Origin of the sequence: Pseudomonas sp. KB-10 (genome assembly GCF_018221585.1) — a bacterium.
Taxonomy (GTDB): domain Bacteria; phylum Pseudomonadota; class Gammaproteobacteria; order Pseudomonadales; family Pseudomonadaceae; genus Aquipseudomonas; species Aquipseudomonas yangonensis.
In genome coordinates this window covers 147635-169183 of record NZ_QYYB01000009.1, presented here as the reverse complement: position 1 = coordinate 169183, position 21549 = coordinate 147635, and the positions used below count along the sequence as shown (strand labels likewise).

Sequence of the window (21549 nt, the reverse complement as noted above, 5' to 3'; positions counted from 1 at the left end):
TGCTTCACCATGTGAGAGTAGGTCATCGTCAAGCTCCTATACGAAACCCCAGATCGCAAGCGCGGTCTGGGGTTTCTTCTTTGCGCGGCAGAAAAGTTTACGGGCAGGGCCGGCTGCGCTGCGTGCACTGCCAATGAGGCGGGAACAGCCGTACGCAGGACGCAACCTACGATATGTCGGCGTTTGGTTCTGCTCGGGTAGAATGCGCGAATTCTGCTGGGGACTTTCATGTCTGACTCGCCGCCCGAATCTTCCTTGTCTGTCTTGCCGATTGAGCAATTGGTCGCCTGTCATGAGTGCGATCTATTGATGCGCAAACCGACGCTGCAGGATGGCGAAAGTGCCGAGTGTCCGCGTTGTGGTTATGAGTTGTTCAGCCACCGCCATCATGTGGTACGGCGCAGTCTGGCTCTGGTGCTGACGGCTCTGCTGCTCTATATCCCGGCTAACTTCCTGCCGATCATGCAGCTCAATCTGTTGGGCCAAACCTCGCAGGACACCGTCTGGAGTGGCGTGCTGGGCCTTTATGAGAGCGGCATGCAGGGTATCGCCGTGGTGGTATTCCTTTGCAGTATGGCCGTGCCGCTGCTCAAGCTGCTTTGTCAGTTGCTGGTCCTGTTAAGCATCCGTCTCGATTTCGGGCGAAGCTACGGCCTGTTGTTCTACCGGATCTATCACCATATGCGTGAGTGGGGGATGCTCGAGGTCTATCTGATGGGCATTCTGGTAGCCATGGTGAAGTTGATGGACCTGGCCGATCTGAGCCTGGGCCTGGGGTTGTTCTGCTTCATCGCATTGCTTCTGGTGCAGGTGTGGCTAGAGGTGACCATGTCGCCGCATCAGATCTGGGAAGCGCTGTCCGGGGAGGACATCCATGCGGGCGATTGATGCAGGGCTGCTGGTCTGCCATGAGTGCCACCAGCTCAACCCGGTCGAAGAGGGAGTCAGGCATCAGTACTGCAGTCGCTGTGGCGGCCAAATACATGCACGTCGCCCCAATAGCCTTGTGCGTACCTGGGCCTTGTTGCTGACGTCGGCGATTCTCTATATCCCGGCCAACCTGCTGCCGATCATGACGGTCAACAGTTTGGGCAAGGGGGCGCCAGCGACCATCATGGGCGGTGTAGTGGAGCTCGTTCACCTCGGTATGCTGCCGATTGCGGCGGTGGTGTTCATCGCCAGTATTCTGGTGCCCACGTTCAAGCTGGTGGGTATCGCTCTATTGCTGTATTCGGTGCAGCGGCATCAGCCGATGTCCGCTCGCCAGCGTATTCTCATGTATCGCTTCATCGAGTGGATCGGCCGCTGGTCGATGCTCGACATCTTCGTCATCGCGATTCTGGTGGCGCTGGTGAATTTCGGCAGCCTGGCCAGTATCGAGGCTGGAGCGGGCGCCGCGGCCTTTGCCAGTGTGGTGATCCTGACCATGCTGGCGGCGCTGACTTTCGACCCTCGCCTTATCTGGGACAACACGGAAACCGATCATGACTGACCTTCCCCTGGCCAAGACGCGTCCCGCTTCTAACTGGTCGGCCATTTGGGTTCTGCCTCTGATTGCCCTGCTGATCGGCGGTTGGCTGGCCTGGCGCGCGTACAGTGACGCCGGCATTCAGGTCGAGCTGATCTTCGCCAGCGGCGAGGGCATCCAGGCCGGCAAGACCGAGCTGATGTACAAGGGCATGGCGGTGGGCAAGGTTACCGCCATCAGCCTCGACGATAGCGAGAAGAACCGAGGCGTCGTAGCCAGGCTGGAGGTGAACCAGGAGCTCGAGCAGTACCTGCGCAGCGGTACACGTTTCTGGCTGGTCAAGCCCAATGTCAGTCTTGCAGGGATCAGTGGTCTGGAGACGCTGGTCTCAGGCAACTACATCACCTTCAGCCCGGGCGATGGGGAGCCGAGCAAGAGTTTTACCGCGTTGGCTCATGAGCCACCGATGGGCGATGACGTGCCTGGCCTGCATCTCACGCTGAAAGCAGAGCGGCTTGGTTCGCTCAACCGCGATAGCCCGGTGTTCTATCGACAGATCCAGGTTGGACGGGTGAAGAGCTACACCTTGGGAGAGGACCAGAGCACTGTCGAGGTGAAGGTGTTCATCGAGCCCGCCTACGCCAACCTGGTGCGCAAACATACGCGTTTCTGGAATGCCAGCGGTATCAGTGTCGACGCCGACTTCTCCGGCTTCAAGCTGCGCAGCGAGTCGTTGGCCAGCATCGTTGCCGGTGGCATTGCCTTCGCGACCCCTGAGCACCGCAAGGACAGCCCGCCCACTGACCCTGCGCTGCCGTTCCGCCTGTACGAGGACTACGACGAGGCCCAGGCAGGCATCAAGGTCGTGGTAACGCTGACCGATTTCGAGGGCCTGCAAGAAGGCCGCACGCCAGTGATGTACAAGGGTATCCAGGTCGGTTCGCTGAAAACCATGAAGGTGGACCGTGACCTCAACAGCGCCACCGCTGAACTGACCATCAATCCGCTGGCCGAGGAGTATCTGGTCGAAGGGTCGGAGTTCTGGGTGGTCAAGCCGTCTATTTCCCTGGCCGGTATCACCGGCCTCGAAGCCTTGGTCAAGGGGAACTACATCGCTGTGCGTCCGGGCGAGAAAGGCAAGCCGCCAGCGCGCAACTTCGTCGCACGCAGCAAGGCTCCGCCCTTGGACCTCGGGGCGCCCGGCCTGCATCTGGTGCTGTTTACCGAACAGCTGGGATCCATCGAAGTTGGCAGCCCGGTGCTCTATCGCCAGATCAAGGTGGGCTCGGTACAGAGTTACCAGCTTGGCCGCGACAACAGCCAGGTCGTACTGGGGGTGCATATCGAGCCGGACTACGTGCATCTGGTGAATACCTCTACGCGGTTCTGGAATGCCAGCGGCATCACCCTCAAGGGGGGATTGTCCGGTGTCGAGGTCAAGAGCGAGTCACTGCAGACCTTATTGGCTGGCGGAATCGCCTTCGAGACGCCGGATCTACAGGCCGTCAGGTCGAACCGCCAGGTGCAGCGCTTCGCCCTGCATGCGGACCGCGAAAGCGCCTTGCAGCTGGGGCAGCAGATCAGCATCCGCGTTGCTGACGGCGATGGCCTGCAGCCCGGTACTCTGGTGCGCTACAAGGGCCTGGAGGTCGGCAAGGTGGAGAACCTGAGCCTGACCGATGACCTGCAGGCGGTGATCCTGAATGTGCGCATCACCCAGGCGGCCGAGCAGATCGCCCGTGAGGGGACGCAGTTCTGGGTAGTGAAGCCGGAGTTGAGCCTGACCCGTGCCGCGAATCTCGGCACGCTGGTCAGCGGTCAGTATCTGGAGGTGCAGCTGTCGGCGCACAAAGGCACGCGCCGTACCGAGTTCGTCGCCCTGGCCAGTGCGCCGAATCAGGCGGTGCGCGAGGAAGGCTTACGACTGGTGCTGAGCGCGCCGCGACGCGGTTCGATCAAACCGGGCGTGATCGTCAGCTATCGTGAGGTACCGGTGGGCAAGGTGGTGGATTTCGAACTGGGGCCAACCTCGGATCGGGTGCTTGTCCATGTGCTGATCGAACCGCGCTATGCGCCGCTGGTGCGTTCGGGTAGCCGTTTCTGGAATGCCAGCGGCATCGGCGTGGATGCCGGGCTGTTCAAGGGCGTGAAGGTGCGCACCGAGTCACTGGAGGCATTGCTCGAAGGCGGCATCGCCTTCGCCACGCCGAACAATCCGGAGATGGGCGGCCCAGCCCAGCCGGGGCAGACCTTTGCGCTGTTCGAAGAGCCGCAGGAAGCCTGGATGCAGTGGGCGCCGAAGATCGTACTGGAGAAGTAAGACGATCATGAAAACAAAAGGGGCCGCAGTGAGCGGCCCCTTTCATTCTTGCGGCTATAAAAGCTCGCGGCTGAAGCGGAATGCCGCCCAGCCGCTCCTACGTGTGCGTGAGTCGTAGGAGCGACTTCAGCCGCGATGCGGTCAGGCCGGCTCGGTGGCTTCCTCCTGTTGAGGCGCTTGCGCCTTGGCATTCTCGCGTGGCTTGATGAACTTCCAGTCCGCCTCGTCGATATAGATGCCATTGGGGCCACTGCCGCCTTCCAGGTCGATGGCCACGTGGGCCGAGACCTGCGGCTTGACCGAAGCCAGGATGGGCACGAAACCGAGCTGCAGGCTGGTTTCGATCAGCGCCTGCTGGTTGCGTTCGTCGATGTCCGCCGCCTCGTCGAGGTAGTAGGGCAGGCGCACGCGCCCGGCCTGCTCGCGGTCCATCAGGTGCAGCAACAGGTACATGTTGGTCAGCGCCTTGATGGTCATGGTGGTGCCGTTGGAGGCCGCACCATCGATATCGGTGTGAATCACCGGCTGGCCGTGCACCTTGGTGATCTCGAAGGCCAGCTCGAACAGGTCCTTCAGGCCCAGCTGGTTGCCATTGGCCGCCACCAGGCGTGACAGGTAGTCCTTGGCCTCTTCGTTCTTGGCGTCCTGCTCGGCCGACTGCGACAGGTCGAACACCGACAGGGTTTCGCCTTCCTCGTACTGGCCGGCGCTGTGGATGATCTGGTCGATATGGCGCAGGGCTTCCTTGTTCGGCGCCAGGACGATGCGGAAGCTTTGCAGGTTGGAGACCTGGCGCTTGTTGATCTCGCGGTTGAACAGGGCCAGCTGATGCTCAAGGTTGTCGTAGTCGCTGCGGATATTGCGCAGGGTGCGGGCAATGTCGGTGACTGCTGCACGGCGCGCCTTGGCCAGGGTGAGGGCTTCGTCCTGGCGGTGGGCGTAGGCGTTGACCAAGAGTTGCAGGCGGCGCTCGACGTCGTCCTCGCTGTCGAACTTGGCCACGCCTTTCAGGCGTACCTGGGCGTACAACGCCTCGATCTGGCCGTCGATACGCTGCAGCGCCTGCCAGGTGTCCTGGTAGTCGTTGAGCAGTGGCAACAGGTTGTCCAGCGAGTCGTCCACCGGATCCATGAACGGCGTGCCGAAGGGCAGGTCAGCTGGCAGCAGTTGGCGACGACGCAGGGCGTCTTCCAGGGTGCGCTCCTTGGCTTCCAGATCGGCCAGTTGACGGCCGACCAGTTGCAGCTTGGCGGAGAGTTGCTGCACGCGCTCGGCGAAGGCATCGCTGGCGCGCTTGAGTTCGTCCTGGGCGCCTTCCAGCTCGGCCAGGCGCTCCAGCTTCTGCGGCTCCTCGGCAGCCAGGGTCTGGCTCTTGCGGAAGTCTTCCAGGGCCTTCTGCGCATCCAGCACGGCCTGGTACAGCGTCTCGGCCTGGGCCTTGCTGGCGGCGCGGTCGGCGGCGACCGACTGCTGGGTCTTGAGCTGCTTGAGCTCGCGCTCCAGGCGATCCTTCTGATCGCGCAGGGCGGCGCGGTCTGCCAGTGCCTGCAGCGCCGGTGGTTCGATATGGCTGAGGTCGATGGACAGGCCCGGCACGGCGAAAGTATCGCCCTTGAAGCGATCCAGTACCGCTTCGACCGCCTTGACCCAGTCGTCGCCGTCGGCCTGGATGCCTTTCTCGCCCAACGGCAGGCTGAACAACTGGCCGTTGAACAGGCGCATCAGACGGTCGACGTCCTGCTGGCTGAACTCCTCGCGCAGGCGCGAGTAGCTGTTGTTGTCGGCGTGGTCGAGCTGCTGCTTGACCGACTTGAGGCGTTTTTCCAGGTCGCGCAGGCGCTCGTCCAGGTCTTCACTGGAGAACTGGCGCGACTGCGCCAGGGCGCCGGCCAGCTCGTCGTGGGCGTCCTTGGCGGCGAGCAATTGCTCTTCCAGCACCTTGGGATTTTCCACCAGGGCGAAGCGGTTCTTCAGCACGGAAAGCTCGCCCAGCCAGCGCTGGATTTCGCTGATCTCGCGCTCCAGGCGCATCAGTTCAGCCGTGCCGCCGCGCTGCTCGTTCTGCAGGCCGTCCTGCTCGCTGCGGTAGTGCTCGGCCTGGATCACCAGCTCTTCCTTGCGCGCGTCGGCGTAGTCGTGCCAGGTGCCCAGCAGGTTGTCGAGCAGCGGCGAGAGGCGATGCAGCTTGCCGCGCAGCACTTCGCGTTGAGTCACGCCAGAGGCCAGCGCTTCGATCAGCGGGCCGGCGGTGACCAGCGCCTGGTAGTCCTGCTCCATACGGCGCACATCACGGAAGGCTTCCTCGGTGGCGGCGATATAGTCGACGCTGCCCGAACGCAGGCTGTGTTCGAAGGCATCGAGGAACAGCTGCTTGAGCTTGGCCGCGGTGATCTCGCGCATGTGCAACAGGTTGATGAATAGCGCGCGGAAGGTCTTCAGGCTCTGTTCGCTGGTCGAACGCAGCGGGATCAGGGTCAGGTCCAGCGGGATGCTGGTGTGACCGCCGACCAGCAGGCGTCGCAGTTCGTCGGGTTTTAGTTCGTAGGCAGTGATGCCGGCCTGGCCGAGGTTCTTGAACAGTTCGCGCTGGCGCAGGCAGGTGCCGTTCTGCTGGTAGTGCTCCAGGTCCAGCTCGCCAGCGTAGGCGAAGAACTGGTGGCCGAAGCCGCCACCCGGGCCACGACCGGCCACGCCGATCACGTGCGGGCCATGGGGCAGGGCAACTTCGACGAGGATGTAGCTGGTGTCGCTGGCGAAGTAGAACTTGCGCGAGGCTTCCAGGCTGTACTTGCCGAAGCTCATGTCCGACATGCGCGCCAGGATCGGGAACTGCAGGGCGTTGATCGAGGCGGACTTGCCCAGGTTGTTGGCGCCGTAAACCGACAGCGGGTTTTCCAGCGGGAACAGGCCGAGGCTGTAGCCGGCGGTGTTCAGCAGGGCGAAGCGGCGGATGCCGTAGCGTTCCTGGCTCATGCGTCCATCTCCTGTGCGGCGCGTTCTTCAGCCATGGCGCGGGCCAGGGCGTCTTCCTCGGATTCTTCGATATCGATGACAGCGGTCGCGTCGGCGTCGCCGTCATCATCCAGCAGCACCGGCGCCGGCAGCGGCAGGTCGCTGCTGTGCAGGCTGGCGGCCAGGTCGCGGTCATGCTGTACCGACAGGCAGACGTCGAGGAAACGGTGCATCGGCGGCAGGAAGCGGTACACGCCGTTGCTGTCCTCGGCGAAGCCGAGCTGCACCAGGCGGCGAATGATCTTGTCCTCCAGCTCCTCGAAGGTGGTCACCTCGGCCTGAAGGAACAGGTCGCGGTACTTCTCCAGCAGCGCCGGCAGCTCGTCACGGCCGATGCTGCCGCCGTCGAGCACGGAGAGCGGGTCGCGGCCCTGGTCGGCCAGATGCTCGACCAGGATGAAGGTGAACAGCGCCAGGCGCTGGGCGGTCTTGTTCACCTGCGGGGCGACCTGCTCGGGGACGAAGTAGTAGAAACCGCGCGGGTCGCACACCAGCTCGAAGCCGAGGGCGCGGAACAGCGCGCGGTACTGGTCCTGCATGCTGGACAGCTGGGCGTAGCACTCCGGCTCGCTACGGGAGATGTGGTAGCCCTTGAACAGATCGCGGAAGGCGGCCGCGAGCTGGGTCATTTCTTTCAGATCGATGTTCATACGCAATGCTCACGGGCAGTCGTAGGGTGCGCTGTGCGCACCAGGTCGTCGGTTGCGGTGCGCACAGCGCACCCTACGGGCAGCTCAGCCATTGGGCTGGCCTACCAGGGCAAAGGAGGCGAGGCTGACCTCATGGTCGCGGGTCAGGTACTGGCGGCGCTCCAGGCGTTCACGCTGGAAGCGCGACTCGCGCGACAGGCGCGAGAACCAGTAGAGCAGCTCGTCGGTGGCGCCTTCGGGCTCCTGTTCCAGCAGCCAGGTCATCAAATCCGGCAGCGGCAGGGCCTGCTCGCAGCGCTCGATCATTTCCCGCGCGGTCTTCGGCGCCTTGGGCGCGCCCCCCTTGCGGCTGCCGCTGGCCTTGGGGAAATGCGCCGGCTTGGCTTCGAAGCGCGCCAGAGCGTAGACGTAGGCCTCGACCTGGCTGGCTGAGCCGAGGAAGTTGCTCTGCGGCCGGGTGAACAGCGGCATGGCTGCCTGCGGCACGGCGTCGATGCCCTTCTTGCGGATTACCGACAGCGCCAGCGCCGCGCCACGGGTCACGGCGTTGTGCCGGCGGGCTTCCTCGCGCAGCGGTAGCAGCAGCTCGCGGGCCTTGCGCAGGGTCAACTGGGCGGTGGTTTGCATCTCCAGGATGCGCGCGTGGGTGCGCAGCAGCAGGTCGTCGTCGACCAGTTGGCCGAGGCGCTGCTGGTCGCCGAGCAGGCGCAGCAGCACCTGTTCGACCCGGCGCACGCCCTGCTCGAAGGCGCCGTCGGCAGCGACCAGCTGGATCATCGGCTCGACATATTCGTCCCAGGTGGCCAGCACCTCGGCGTAGCGCTGGCGCAGGGGGATCTGCCGATCGCTGGTCTTGGCCCGGTCGGCCACGCCGACCAGCGCCTGTTCGTCGTTGGCCAGCTTCTTGAGTACGTCGCGCACGCGCATATCGAGCAGGCGCAGCTGGCGCGCCAGGTCGTTGGCGTCGCGCACCTCGAAGGCGTCCTGGATATAGCCGGCCAGACGCTCCAGATGGCGCAGGTAGGCTTCGATCTCCAGGCACAGGCCGAGGCGGTGCTCGCGGCGCAGGTAGGCCAGGAAGTCGTGGATCTGCGCGTTGAGCTCGAAACGGTTGGGGCTTTTGGCCACCGGCACCAGGATGTCCAGGCGGATCCAGGTGTCGAGCAGGGCGGTGGTGTCGCTGGGCGTGGCGTCGGGCAACTGCGTGGCAAGCTGGCTGCGCAGCTCCACCAGGCTCAGGGTGCCGGCGTCGAAACGCTCGCAGAGCGGTTCGAGCAACGTCCAGTGTTCGGCGAGGGCGCGCAATACGCGCTTGGGATCGATCATCGAGGCGCCGGGTCCAGGCAGGTTAAAAGGGGAGATTGTACTGCAAGCTGGACGCCTGTTTTGAGTCCCAGTCGATCAGAGGCAGGTAAGTCGATAGGCGAGGTGGCAAGACGAGGAGCGGTGTTACGCAGTTGTAGCGGCTGGTAACACCCGTCTCGCTTCGATGAGCGTGCTGGCGGCGTTGTAGTGGCACTTTCTCGACTATGGGTCGGGTCGCTCTGGCGCTGATCTCCCTATAGTGGCCATAAGGATTCGAGCCGGAGTGCTCGACGTCACTATAAGAACAGGGGTTTCGCCATGCGCCAGTCCTTCCGCTTCGCCAAACATGCTCTGGCATTGGTATGCGCCGCGGCCTTGAGCGGCCCGGTCCAGGCCAGGATGGTCGAACTGGAGGACGGGGAACTGTCGGGTATCACCGGGCAGGCTTTCATCAACCTGACCACCGACACGGCCGGACAGATCAATTACACCCGGGTCAACTTTGGACTCAAGGTCGACACCCAGCTCAATATCAAGAAGCTGGAGCTGGGTAGCTACGCACGGGCGGGTGAGACTCGCCCCTCGGACATTCTGATTAACAACTTCGCCCTGGGTACGGTCGGTGCCAACGACAGCATCAACCCGTTTCAGATTGTCGACCCTTATCTGGAGCTGGCTTATGAGGGCAATCAGGTCGTAGGCGTGCGCATCGGCTTCGGCCAAGCCAAGGGCGTGTTGTCTGGTGACATCTCCCATCTGACTGGCAAGATCGCAGTGGACCTGGAAGGTAAGGCCAAGCCGCTGCTCGACGAAGCTAATTTCTTTCAGCGTCTGCTGCTCGGCGCGACGGTGAACGAGAACTCCACCATCCGCTCCGAGGCAGAGCTGGTCAGCAATGGGACGCCTGATTCGGTGCGCGCCAGTCAGGCCGGGCTGAAAAACGGCTCGGTCGTACAGTGTGTGGCCAACTGCAACCTGCTCGGCGGACTGCTCACCGCTTTCCCCTCGCAGGGTTGTCAAATCATCGGCATTGCAACCTGCTTCAACCTCAGTCAGTTCCAATCGCTGAACATCGGTAACGTAAGTGCCCCCGGTATGGATCAAGCCGCCAAGGGTGTTTTCATCTCGCTGCAAGTCAAAGACGTGCAGTGGCGCGATATGGATACCTCTGCGCTGATCAATACCGTCGCGGGTGCTTTTCTCAATATCCCCAAGTACCGCGATGCCAATGGCAACCTGGTGGCGGGTATCAAGTTCGATTTCGATCAGGCGCTCAACGGTATTCCGCGTCAGGATACCTGCCTGGGTAGCGCCATCTCGGGGTGCTGAGCATGATCAGTCGTAGTCTTTCGCTGATGATATTCGCAGCGCTTGGCGTCTCCGCTCAGGCCATGGAGCCCCTGAGCGATGCCGAGCTGTCCGATGTGCAGGGGGCAGGCCTGGGTTTCGTGCTCGATCAGGTAATGCTCGATGGCTCCGGCGCGCAGATCGTGATCAACGACATAACCGACGGCCAGGGGCGCAACGTGCCGATCTCGGTGAAAAACCTCTACCTCGGCGCTGCCGGCAGCAACAAGGGCAGCAACCTGAGTCCGGTGACCATCGGCAGCCTCGATCATCCCTTCGAGTTGGAGCTGGCCAAGGGCGAGGAGCTGCGCAGCCTGCGCGACGACGGGCAGTGGGTACAGACCACCCCGAACAACATCACCGTACTGTCGTTCAAGTTTCCCGAGCGGCTGGTCGCTGGTGGCAATCCCTGCATCGATGGTTATGCGGCGGCAGGCTCCAATTGCTCGACCTCCGCCAGCGGGCGCGCCGACCTGGGCGTGCGCTTCGATTTCCAGGTGGCAGCCGGGCGTACCGAGATGCTGGCGCTGGACTTCCACCAGCTGGTGATGGACGGCTCCTACCTGCGCCTGTGGGGCGACCCCGGGCAGAACGGCAACGGCGAGCTGGTCGGCGAGGCGCGCATCAACATCTTCGCCAAGACCCTGGAAGTGATGTCCTGCGCCCAGGCCAACTGCAATACCGCGGGCGAGACCGCCGCCCAGCGCGGCGCGCGCACCCTCTACATCACCAACGGCTACGCCAATATCGCCCTGGGCTATGGCAAGTCGCAGCCGCTGCGCCTGCGCTCCAGCGCCGACGGTCAGTTCGTCCTGGAACTGCAGAATCCAACTGCGGGCGGCACCACGGCGGCGCAGCGCCAGGCCCTGGCCAGTGATTTCTATGCCAACGCGCCGCGTACCAATCTGGTATTCGAGAACCTAACGGTCGGCGGCACCCGGAGCAGCCCGACCGCCATTCCCACCGGCGGCTACAACTTCGGTCGCAACGAGATTTCCGGACTGAGCTTCAACTACCTGAAGGTGAGCAGCTATGACCTGCGCTAGAACGGCTGGAGTTCTGCTATCGCTGTTGCCGGTGCTGGCCCTGGCGGAAATGCAGGCGCTGGAAGACAGCGCTCTCAGCGAGATGAGCGGGCAGGGCGGGGTCTATCTGTCCGGCGAGTTCAGCATCAACAAGGACGGTGGTGTGCTCTGGGACACGCCCACCACCAACGATCCGGCGCAGTGGACAGCCAACCAGCGTAGCTGCGCCCTGGCCGGTGCGGCCAGTCCGGAAAGCTGCGGCATGCGTGTTGCCGTGCGCTCCGGCGCCAACTCCGGCTGGTACGTGCTGGACAATCTCAAGGGCATCTTCAGTTTCGAAGGCCTGACCCTGGATACCCGCACGCTCACCAGCGCCACAGGTGAACGCGAGGTGCTGGCACTGGGGCTGCCCAATGAGATTCGCTTCAAGGACGGCAATTTCGCCTTCGGGGTGGCCAGCCAGGGCGGCTGGAAGAACAAGGCGCTAAGCGCCGCCAATGGTGGTGATCCGAGCTATCAGCAGACCAATATCTTCTCGGCCAGGATCGATGGCGCCATCCGCATGCAGGGCAGCGTGCTGGTGTTTCCCACGAACTGAGGGGGCGGATCATGCAGCGTTACGGATGGCTTGCGGCGCTCGCACTTGGCAGTTCACCGGTGTGGGCCATGCAGGCGTTGGACGATGATGGTCTGGCCAGCGTCAGTGGCCGCGGTGGTATCAGCATCGAAACCGCCGGTGGTGGCTGGTCGGCCGAAAGCCTCGAATACCGCGAGGACGGCCGGAGCCTGCGCGTCGAGGGTATTTCCAACCGGCCGCAGCAGGCCGGCAGTGTGTCTACCACGAAGATCGACGTTATCGATGACCGCCTGCATGTGGAGCATCAGGGCCGTCCGAATGAGCTGGCAGTGAACAACATAGGTTTCGCCGGCAGTGACAAGAGCTTCGGTGCGTTCCGTGCCTTCTATACCCTCGGCGCCAGCCTCAAACTCAGCGGGGGCGGTGCCAGCGGCGTGGCCGGTTTCAGCGTCGACGGTAGCCGCCTGAGCCTGGATGCGGTGACCTTCTATTACCGCGACAACGGCTTCGACCTGATCGTGCGCAACGCCTCTTTCGATGCCTACCTGAACAATGCTTATCTGGATATCGTCAGCGGCGGCGATGGTTCGGCGGTGCGTCTCGACCTCGGCGATACGCGTTTCGTCGCGCATGTCGGCGGTATCGGGCTGGACCTGGCTCACGGCGATCCGGTACCCGGTGTCGCAGTAACGCCCGGCGCGCCGGATACACGGCATCCCGATCACGCGCGCAGTTTCGGTCAGCTGGACATGGATCTGCGTCTCGGCGGCAGCATCCGCATCGCCGGTGGCGGTGCCAGTGGCGAGGGGCTGCGCTTGATCCCGCAGATCACCATCGCCAACAGCCTGTTCCAGTACAAGGATGATGGCGTGCTGCGCGCCGAGAACTTCGCCGGCGTGCTCAGCAGCCAGAACGGCATCACTCTCGATCTGGGCGAGGATGGCAATGGGCGCTACGCCCAGCTGGCCTTTCAGGATCTCAAGCTCAACGCCAGCCTCGGCGGGCTGATCATCGGCAACCCCAACAATCAGAAGATCGGCAGCCTGGCGCTGGACCTCAACTTCCAGGACCAGGGTTCCCGGCAGAACTGGTTCAAGCTGCGTCCGGGCGGCGATCCCAATTCCGGACTCAAGGGCATCACTGCAGACCTGTCATGGAACATGGTCAGCAGTTCGCTGTCGCTCACCGATAATGGCAACAGCATGTGGTTCAGCGGCCTGCGCACCCACGGTAGCGGCCAACTGACGGTCGATCTGACCAAGAGCTGCGCAGGTGGTATCAGCGCCGGCTGTTACGCCGGCAGCGCCAACACCCAGCCCGGTAGTGGCGGCTACGACGGTCATTTCGATGGCCTGCGCCTGGGCCTGAACAACGTCAAGGGCAGCTACAGCTTCGACGGCCTGCGCGTCGGCCGCGCCGATGCACCACTGCAGGGCGGTACCGAGTTGCTGGTGTTGCTGGAAATCTTCCCGGCCTACGATTTCACCCTCAATGGCCAACTGACCCTGCGCCCCGGTGGCGCCAGTGGCGATGGCGTGCGCTACAACGCCGACTTCGTCGTCACCGATGCCAATGCCGCGATCACGGTCGACGAAACCGGCAAGGGTCTGTGGCTGGCCGGCACCCGCTATGACATGCGCTTTCGCGATGGCTCGCTGGACGTGACGCAAAATGGCGTGCAGCTGAGCAAGGGCACCTACTGGTCGACCCTGGATGTGCACGATGTGCGTTGGGGCGATCGCAGCACAGGGCAGAGCCTGGGCCGTATCGTGCTGCGTCGCTACGAGCAGGGCTCCACGCTCAGTCTCAGCTCCGGTGGTGCAGGGGCGTTGTGCGTCGGAGGCAGTGGCGCCAGCGCATCGGCCTGCACGGCCAGTGGCGGGCGCTGGGAGGATCGTGGCAACGAAGGGCTGACGGCAGGGCTGAAGAACGTCTTCGTGCGCGATACCTCGGGCAACCCGGCCAGCAGCGTATCGACCAGCGAGAAGCGCAACCAACTGATCATCGAGACGGACCGTGTCGGTGGTGTCAACGGCACCGGTGCGCAGCTGGTGGTCGACAACTTCCATACCTCCGATGGCAACCCGAGCGATGCTAATGCCAACACTTACGGCGTGCGCGTCGATCTCAACCTGGACGTGGCGCCGACCAGGGTCTGCGACAAGGGCGCCAGCGGTTGCCCGCCAGTCTCGCCCGACCCGCTCGGGTTCGCCGTGAACGGCCGGGTGCACTTCAAGGAAATCAACATCGACCGCATCCAGAACGTGCACCCCACGGGCGGGGCGGTTACCTCCATGTACGGCATGAAGCTGCAGAATGCCGATATCCGCGCCAACCTGACCGCCACGCCGATCAACTGAGGTACCTCGGGGAAGGGCGCAGCTGCCTCGGTCATACCGCTGTAACCGCCCTGTCTTAAGGTCTGCGTGCAGGCGGGCCAATCTCCGGTCATCACCGGTTGTACAAAAAATCTCCAATGCCCTTTCGATATGCGCCGGTTATCGGCACAATTCGCGTCCACTTTTTTCCGGGGGGCTGAAAACCCTCCATTGGCCGACCTTGCTGGGGCGACGAGATGATCCAGACGCCGTACTACCTCATCGACAAACAGAAGCTTCTGGTCAACCTGGAGAAGATCGCCTACGTGCGCGAGAACTCCGGTGCCAAGGCGCTGCTGGCGCTGAAATGCTTTGCCACCTGGTCGGTGTTCGACCTGATGCAGCAATACATGGACGGCACCACGTCGTCTTCGCTGTATGAGCTGAAACTGGGCCGGCAGAAGTTCGCGGGCGAAACCCACGCCTACAGCGTGGCCTGGGCCGACGACGAGATCGAAGAGATGGTCGCCAACTGCGACAAGATCATCTTCAACTCCATCGGCCAGCTCGAACGCTTCGCCGAGCGTACCCAGGGCACCATCCGCGGCCTGCGCGTCAACCCGCAGGTGAGCAGCTCCGACTACCTGTTGGCCGACCCGGCGCGTCCGTTCAGCCGCCTGGGTGAATGGGACCCGGCCAAGATCGAGCAGGTCATGGGGCAGATTTCCGGCTTCATGTTCCACAACAACTGCGAGAACGGCAGCTTCGAGCTGTTCGACAAGATGCTGACGACCATCGAGGAGCGCTTCGGCCACCTGATCGCCCAGGTCGAGTGGGTCAGCCTCGGCGGCGGCATCCACTTCACCGGCGAGGGCTATCCGATCGATGCCTTCTGCGCGCGCCTGAAAGCCTTCTCGGAAAAATACGGCGTGCAGGTGTATCTGGAGCCGGGCGAAGCGGCGATCACCCTCAGCGCCTCGCTGGAAGTGACCGTGCTCGACACCCTGTACAACGGCAAGAACCTGGCGGTGGTCGACAGCTCCATCGAAGCGCACATGCTGGATCTCTTGATCTACCGCCTCAACGCCAAGATGGCGCCGAATGACGGCGAGCACACCTACATGGTCTGCGGCAAGAGCTGCCTGGCCGGGGATATCTTCGGCGAGTACCAGTTCGACAAGCCGCTCAAGATCGGTGATCGCCTGTCGTTCATCGACGCAGCTGGTTACACCATGGTCAAGAAGAACTGGTTCAATGGCCTGAAAATGCCGTCCATCGTGGTCAAGCAGCTCGACGGCAGTGTCGAGGTGGTTCGCCAGTTCGAGTTCGACGACTACCTGTCCAGCCTCAGCTGACAGGCTCATGTAAGGTGGACGGCGTTCATCCCTCCACCATTTGCCAAGCGCTGGTGGATGAGAAAAGCGTCATCCACCCTACAGTTTCCAACGCAACCATTGTCTAAAAACGCGGTATCCAGGAGGTGGAACAATTGAAGAAGAATGTCCTGATCATTGGTGCAGGAGGTGTTGCCAAGGTGGTGGCCCATAAGTGCGCGCAACACAACGACGAACTCGGTCGTATTGCGATTGCGTCGCGCAACATCTCCAAATGCCAGGCCATCATCGACAGCGTACAGGCCAAGGGCAGCCTGAAGCAGCCCGGCGAGATCAAGGCCTATGCACTGAACGCCCTGGACGTGGAAGCGACCAAGGCGCTGATCCGTGAAACCGAGTCGCAGATCGTCATCAATGTGGGCTCCGCCTTCCTCAACATGTCCGTGCTGCGCGCCTGTATCGATACCGGTGTGGCTTATCTGGACACCGCGATCCACGAAGACCCGAGCAAGATCTGTGAAACCCCGCCGTGGTACGGCAACTACGAGTGGAAGCACCTGGCCGAATGCCAGGAAAAGGGCGTGACCGCCATTCTCGGCGTCGGCTTCGACCCGGGCGTGGTCAACTCCTATGCCGCTCTGGCGCAACAACAGTACTTCGACAAGATCGAGTCGATCGACATCCTCGACGTCAACGCCGGTTCGCACGGCAAGTACTTCGCCACCAATTTCGACCCGGAAATCAATTTCCGCGAATTCACCGGCACGGTCTACAGCTGGCAGAACAGCCAGTGGACCAGCAACAGCATGTTCGAAGTCAAACGCACCGACGATCTGCCGGTGGTTGGCGTGCAGAACCTGTACCTGACCGGCCATGACGAGGTGCACTCGCTGTCCAAGCACCTCGACGTACCGAACGTCCGCTTCTGGATGAGCTTCGGCGACCACTATATCAACGTGTTCACCGTGCTGAAGAACCTCGGCCTGCTCTCCGAGCAACCGGTCAAGACTGCCGAAGGCCTCGAAGTGGTGCCGCTCAAGGTGGTCAAGGCCGTGCTGCCGGATCCATCCTCGCTGGCGCCGGGCTATACCGGCAAGACCTGCATCGGCGACCTGGTCAAGGGCACCAAGGACGGCCAGCCGCGCGAGCTGTTCATCTACAACGTGGCCGACCACGAAGAAGCCTTCGCCGAGACCGACAGCCAGGGTATCTCCTACACCGCCGGCGTACCGCCGGTCGCCGCCGCGCTGCTGGTCGCGCGTGGCGAGTGGGATGCCACGCGTATGGTCAACGTCGAGGAGCTGCCGGCCGAGCCCTTCCTCAAGCTGCTGGACGCGATGGGCCTGCCGACGCGCATCAAGGATGAGCACGGCGACCGCCCTTGGGATCAGCCAGCCTGATAGTGCCCGCAGCATGAAAAAAGGATCGCCTCGGCGATCCTTTTTATTTGCCTGCTCTTTGGCTCAGACCCGGAAGCGGCTCACCAGTTGGTTGAGATCGGCCGCCAGGCGCGACAGCTCATGACTCGAGGCGCTGGTCTGGTGCGCGCCGGTGGCGGACTGCAGCGACAGGTCGCGGATGTTCACCAGGTTGCGGTCCACCTCGCGAGCCACCTGGGCCTGCTCTTCCGCGGCACTGGCGATCACCAGGTTGCGCTCGTACATCTCGCTGATGCCCTCGGTGATTTCATTCAGCGCCTTGCCTGCGCTCTGCGCCAGTTCGCGGGTCGTGCGCGCCCGCTCGCTGCTCGACTGCATCGAGGTCAGAGCCTGGCTGGCGCCGTTGCGCATGCTGGAAACCATCTGCTCGATTTCCTGGGTGGAGTTCTGCGTGCGGTGGGCGAGAGCACGTACCTCGTCGGCCACCACGGCGAAGCCGCGACCGGATTCCCCGGCGCGTGCGGCCTCGATGGCGGCGTTGAGCGCCAGTAGGTTGGTCTGTTCGGCGATGGCGCGGATCACGTCGAGCACCTTGCCGATCTCCTGTGATTGCTCGGCGACGCGCTGCACCAGTGACGAAGTGCCTTCCACCTCGCCGGACAGGTCGTTGATCGCAGCGATGGTTTCTGAAACACGAGCCTGTCCGGCCTGCGCGGACTGGTTGGAGTGTTTCGAAGCCTCGGAGGTGGAGACGGCGTTGCGCGCTACCTCGTCCACTGCCGCGCTCATTTCGTTGACCGCGGTGGCGGCCTGCTCGATCTCGTCATTCTGCCGCTGAATACCGCGGCCGGCCTCTTCGGTCACCGCATTGAGCTCCTCGGCGGCTGCGGCCAGTTGAGTCGAGGAACCGCTGATTTCGGCCAAAGTGTCGCGCAGGCGCTGCTGCATCCGCGCCAGCGAGGTCTGCAACTGGCTGACCTCGTCGCTACCGGCGACCTGGATGCGCTTCGTCAGATCGCCCTCGGCAACATGCTGGGCGGCCTCGACTGCACTCCTCAGCGGTCCGACGATGCTGCGCGTCAGCAGCCAGGCCAGCAGCACGGTGACCAGGCCGGCGAGGACGATCACGGCGGTCACGATCAACCGCGATCGCGCGTACTCATCCGCCGAGACCTGGCCCTCCAAGGCGATGCCCTTGCTGTATATCTCGCCAAGTTCGGCGAGCTGAGCGCCGGTGCCGTCGACCACCGGCTTCATGTCCACCAGCAGTAGCTTGTAAAGTGCGTCGCGCTCACCCTTGCGGGCAAGTACGAAGGAGTCGGCCATACCGCGCTGGTAAGCAGCGAAGTCGCGGCGGAACTGGTCGTAGATGCGCTGTTCTTCGGGCGTGTCGACGAAGGGCTCGTAGTCGCGGATGTTCTGCTCCAGCACCTTGTTGCGCGCCTCGTACTGGCCCACATAGGTGCTGACGTTGGCAGGATCGGGGTCCAAGGCTACACGCAGGGAAATGGTGCGGATGCGCAGCATGTTCTCGCGAATGGAATCTACGGCGCGGATGCTCGGCACCCAGTCCGTTTCGATGTTGGTGGCACGCTCGCGGATGTTGGACATGGTGACGAGCGAGAAGATGCCGAGAAAGGCGACCATCAAAGCGATCAGGGCAAAGCCAAAGGCAGCGCGGGGCGCGATGTTCCAGTTGCGTAGCAGCATGTAAGCCTCGTAGGCGGGCAGATGTCGGTGTTGTCGGTGGTGTTTGGCTGGTCATGCGACCATGCAGAGAATAGTTACACGGTTGTGTGATGACTGACCACTCAAAGCGCAGGGCGGCGGCATTGATTTTGAGCGCCAGCAACTGCCGTCTAGCCCGAGCGACGCGCGGCTGGATTCGCAGCTGATTTGGTGCGCGCTGAGCAAGGTCGAACAGCCGCGCCGATGGGGCTATCCGACCACGCCGATTCACGCGACAATTGCCGCCCTCGAGAATCGATGTGTCGAGTACTGACGTTTGAATACAGAGCTGCGCCGCCGCGCCTATCTGGATGCCATGCAGGTTGCGACCTGGCTGCCGCGTGCCGAGCTGCCGTTCGCTGCGCCGTCGCGCCCGGAATTGCTCGAGCTGCCGCAGCCTGAAGTGGCGCCTGTCGAGGTTCCGCCGCAGCAGGCTGCCTCCGCTGCGCCGGCAGCCCGTGAAGAACCGGCGCAGGCGCCGACCGAGCGGCCGAAGATCGAAATTCCACGCCCGGGCGCCCAGCCGCGCCAGGCGGCTGTCGAGCCGGTGGCCGAGGCGGAACCTGTCGAGGAAAAACCGGCCCGGGTCAGTGTGCCGCCGCCGCGTTTTGCCTTGCAGTTGCTGCGTGCCGGCGCTTGTGCCCTGCTGGTGGAACTGCCCACCGGCCAGCCCTTCCAGAGTCGCGATCCGGCCTACATCCTGCTCAAGGATCTGCTGCGCGCCGCCGGTCTGCCGGACAGCCCGCAACTGCTCGGCGAGCCGGTGCGCTGGCCGCTGCTGGTGCGCGGCAACATGGATCAGGGGCCGGAGGCGGCGCTGGAATTCGTGCAGAGCTTCGTGGCTGCACGTCTGGAGGAGCAGCCCAGCGCCTGCCTCTGGCTGGTTGGCTTGCCGGCCATTCGCTTCGCCGGCGAGGGTGACGAACAAAGCTATAACCGCGAGCTGCAGATCGAAGGCCTTGGCGCCTGCTGGGCCTTGCCGGGCCTGGAGCTGCTGATGGAAGAGCCGACGCGCAAGCGTGAGCTGTGGCAGGCCATGCAGCGCGTGCGCCAGCGCTGGCTGGCGCCTGCACATTCTTGAGAGTCCTGTTTTTGCGCCCGAGTGACGCCCGATGAGCGATGCGATTTCCTTCCGCCCGATGACCGAGGCGGATCTCGATGCCGTGCTGAAGATCGAGTACGCCGCCTTTAGCCACCCCTGGACGCGCGGCATCTTCATCGACAGCCTCAAGTCCTATAACTGCTGGCTGATGTTCGAGGGCAATCAGCAGGTCGGTCACGGTGTGATCAACCTGATTCTCGACGAAGCGCACCTGCTCAATATCACCATCAAGCCGGAAAGCCAGGGCCGTGGCCTTGGCTTGCGCCTGCTCGAACACCTGATGAAAGAGGCCTTTGAACTGGGCGGGCGCGAGTGTTTCCTCGAAGTGCGCGCCAGCAACCAGAGCGCCTACCGCTTGTACGAGCGTTTTGGCTTCAACGAAGTGGGGCGCCGTCGCGATTACTACCCGGCAGTCGGCGGGCGTGAAGACGCGTTGGTGATGGCCTGCACGCTGGTCGATTGATGTAACTACCTTAAAAGCGTTGCCCGGATGCAATCCGGGGCAACGATTACCCGGATTGCATCCGGGCTACGGTCTGGCTGTTTGGTTGCACCAGGCGTTTCACCCCGGATGCCCATCCACTCGCGCCCGACACAGCATTGGCGCGTAATACCAGGCGAACAGGGCGAAGGCCACGGTCCAGCAGATCGCCGCCAGCCATAGCCAGCCGCCACCAGCCGTGACCCGAATCAGCGCGCCCAGATTGAGCAGGCCGAAGGCCCAGGCCATTGCCTTCGGCGGTTGCAATGCGCGGCCGGTATGACCGAGGCTGACTCGCGCCATCATCGCCAGGATCAGCCCGCCCATCGCACCCACCGCCAGCGCGTGGCTGGCCAGGCTGGGTTGCGCCAGCCAACCCAGGTGCCAGGCGGCCATGCCGAGCGTGGCGAGCAACAGCCAGGCGTAGGCCAGGTGCAGCGACCACAGCAGCGGCACGCGCCAGATGCCGCGCAGGTGCCAGCGCCACAGGCGCAGGCCGTGCAGCACGCTCAGTACGATGAAGGGCACGGCCAGCCATGGGTTGTTTTGCAGGTTGTGCCCACTGGCGAACAGTGCGGCGACCAGCACGCCGCAGACCAGCAGCAAGCGATCCAGCCAGGGATGGGCAGCGAAGGCCTCGACCCGCCCCAGGCCGCGCTGGGTGAAGAAGGGAATCACCCGACCGCCGATCAGGCTCAGCATCACGCCGATCAACCATAGCGCGGCCAGTACGCCACGGCGTTGCAGGTCGTCGTCGCCCAGCGCCAGGCCGGCCAGGGTGAGTGACTGGCACAGCGCGAGCAGGCCCAATACCAGCAAAATGGGGTAGTTGTTGCGTTGCCGTGCCGCGATCAGTTGGCGCGCCATCTGCGCGATGAACAGGCCGTTGAAGGCCAGTTGCAGCACAATCAGCACTGCCAGCGGCACAGGGATGAACCAGACCAGACGGGCCGCCAACCACAGCCCGAACAGCACGATCAGCGGGCGGCCGCTGAGCCCCGGACGACCCGTCCAGGTCTGCACCGCAGTGAGCAGGAAGCCGGCAATGATCGCCAGGCCGAAACCGAAGGGCATTTCATGACGATGCCAGGCCAGCATGCCGCCGGATACCGCAGGGCTTATCAGTCCGTGCAGCGCCGCCGCCCAGAGGGCGACGGCGAGCAGGGCGAACAGGGCGCCAGCGACAAAGAACGGGCGAAAGCCCAGGCGCCACAAGGGCGCGATGGCCAGAGCCCGCTTGCGATCAAGCAATTGCATGAGCGCTTGCTCTCTCTTTCAGGCGTTCCTGCGCGATCAGGCGCAGCACGTAGCCGATCTTCAGCACGCTGGGACCGATCAGTGTCAGGCTGTGTGCCAGCACCAACGTCGGTACGTTCAGGTGCCTCTCCAGGCCGTAGGCCGCCAGCACGCCCAGGAACAGGAGGACGAGTCCGGCCCAGAGCAGCTGGCTGGACAGATGCAGGATCTGCATGGGTGGGAGATTGAGCGGATACATGGTTCACC

At 63.4% G+C, this 21549-nt stretch carries 17 protein-coding genes; 11 read left to right on the top strand and 6 right to left on the bottom strand.

Translation table 11 applies throughout. The features are described 5' to 3' along the window. Window positions 1-228 precede the first annotated feature (228 nt). From DXK50_RS22240 to DXK50_RS22230, 3 genes are read left to right on the top strand one after another with little or no spacing between them, the layout of a single operon-like run. Complete coding sequence (locus DXK50_RS22240) at window positions 229-888, top strand: paraquat-inducible protein A (protein WP_212631772.1); 660 nt, start codon at window positions 229-231, stop codon at window positions 886-888. Next, window positions 875-1492, top strand: a complete 618-nt coding sequence (locus DXK50_RS22235) for a paraquat-inducible protein A (protein WP_161867488.1) — start codon at window positions 875-877, stop codon at window positions 1490-1492. The genes DXK50_RS22240 and DXK50_RS22235 overlap by 14 nt, the downstream gene beginning before the upstream one ends. Beyond that, window positions 1485-3788 (top strand): PqiB family protein, encoded by a 2304-nt coding sequence (locus DXK50_RS22230; RefSeq protein ID WP_212631771.1) that lies wholly within the window; start codon window positions 1485-1487, stop codon window positions 3786-3788. The genes DXK50_RS22235 and DXK50_RS22230 overlap by 8 nt, the downstream gene beginning before the upstream one ends. Before the next feature lie 141 nt (window positions 3789-3929). On the opposite strand, the gene mksF is transcribed toward DXK50_RS22230, so the two are convergent. From mksF to mksB, 3 genes are all read right to left on the bottom strand, one after another. Beyond that, window positions 3930-6761, bottom strand: coding sequence for an Mks condensin complex protein MksF (gene mksF, locus DXK50_RS22225; RefSeq protein ID WP_212631770.1), 2832 nt, complete (start codon window positions 6759-6761; stop codon window positions 3930-3932). Continuing rightward, on the bottom strand, window positions 6758-7450 hold the full coding sequence (mksE, locus tag DXK50_RS22220; RefSeq protein ID WP_011921066.1) for an Mks condensin complex protein MksE: 693 nt from the start codon (window positions 7448-7450) through the stop codon (window positions 6758-6760). The genes mksF and mksE overlap by 4 nt, the downstream gene beginning before the upstream one ends. Window positions 7451-7534: 84 nt before the next feature. Further along, window positions 7535-8776 (bottom strand): Mks condensin complex protein MksB, encoded by a 1242-nt coding sequence (gene mksB / locus DXK50_RS22215; protein WP_115290849.1) that lies wholly within the window; start codon window positions 8774-8776, stop codon window positions 7535-7537. Window positions 8777-9073: 297 nt separating this feature from the next. Between mksB and DXK50_RS22210 the strand changes: the two genes are divergently transcribed. From DXK50_RS22210 to DXK50_RS22185, 6 genes are all read left to right on the top strand, one after another. Continuing rightward, window positions 9074-10084: a DUF6160 family protein gene (locus DXK50_RS22210; protein WP_212631769.1), complete on the top strand. Its 1011-nt coding sequence runs from the start codon at window positions 9074-9076 to the stop codon at window positions 10082-10084. A gap of 2 nt (window positions 10085-10086) precedes the next feature. After that, on the top strand, window positions 10087-11148 hold the full coding sequence (locus DXK50_RS22205) for a hypothetical protein (RefSeq protein ID WP_249186969.1): 1062 nt from the start codon (window positions 10087-10089) through the stop codon (window positions 11146-11148). After that, window positions 11135-11725 carry a DUF6160 family protein gene (locus DXK50_RS22200; protein ID WP_212631768.1) on the top strand — a complete coding sequence of 197 codons (591 nt, stop codon included), beginning with the start codon at window positions 11135-11137 and terminating at the stop codon, window positions 11723-11725. The genes DXK50_RS22205 and DXK50_RS22200 overlap by 14 nt, the downstream gene beginning before the upstream one ends. An 11-nt stretch (window positions 11726-11736) precedes the next feature. Continuing rightward, window positions 11737-14064: a DUF6160 family protein gene (locus DXK50_RS22195; protein WP_212631767.1), complete on the top strand. Its 2328-nt coding sequence runs from the start codon at window positions 11737-11739 to the stop codon at window positions 14062-14064. A gap of 215 nt (window positions 14065-14279) precedes the next feature. Beyond that, entirely contained in the window at window positions 14280-15377 is a 1098-nt protein-coding gene (locus DXK50_RS22190; protein ID WP_161867494.1) for a carboxynorspermidine decarboxylase, read from the top strand. Window positions 15378-15511: 134 nt separating this feature from the next. Continuing rightward, window positions 15512-16756, top strand: a complete 1245-nt coding sequence (locus DXK50_RS22185) for a saccharopine dehydrogenase family protein (protein ID WP_212631766.1) — start codon at window positions 15512-15514, stop codon at window positions 16754-16756. A 63-nt stretch (window positions 16757-16819) separates the two neighbouring features. On the opposite strand, the gene DXK50_RS22180 is transcribed toward DXK50_RS22185, so the two are convergent. After that, complete coding sequence (locus DXK50_RS22180; protein ID WP_212631765.1) at window positions 16820-18445, bottom strand: methyl-accepting chemotaxis protein; 1626 nt, start codon at window positions 18443-18445, stop codon at window positions 16820-16822. Between the two features lie 295 nt (window positions 18446-18740). On the opposite strand from DXK50_RS22180, the gene DXK50_RS22175 reads away from it, so the two are divergent. Both DXK50_RS22175 and rimI read left to right on the top strand, forming a co-directional pair. Then, a complete protein-coding gene (locus tag DXK50_RS22175; protein ID WP_212631764.1) occupies window positions 18741-19544 on the top strand; it encodes an energy transducer TonB in 804 nt (267 codons plus the stop codon). 31 nt (window positions 19545-19575) lie between these two features. Next, complete coding sequence (gene rimI / locus DXK50_RS22170; protein WP_212631763.1) at window positions 19576-20028, top strand: ribosomal protein S18-alanine N-acetyltransferase; 453 nt, start codon at window positions 19576-19578, stop codon at window positions 20026-20028. Window positions 20029-20127: 99 nt separating this feature from the next. On the opposite strand, the gene DXK50_RS22165 is transcribed toward rimI, so the two are convergent. Together DXK50_RS22165 and DXK50_RS22160 are read right to left on the bottom strand one after the other, a co-directional pair. Continuing rightward, on the bottom strand, window positions 20128-21303 hold the full coding sequence (locus DXK50_RS22165; protein ID WP_212631762.1) for an NnrS family protein: 1176 nt from the start codon (window positions 21301-21303) through the stop codon (window positions 20128-20130). Then, window positions 21290-21541, bottom strand: coding sequence for a transmembrane sensor/regulator PpyR (locus DXK50_RS22160; RefSeq protein ID WP_161867500.1), 252 nt, complete (start codon window positions 21539-21541; stop codon window positions 21290-21292). Before DXK50_RS22160 ends, DXK50_RS22165 begins: the two co-directional genes overlap by 14 nt. Window positions 21542-21549 lie beyond the last annotated feature (8 nt).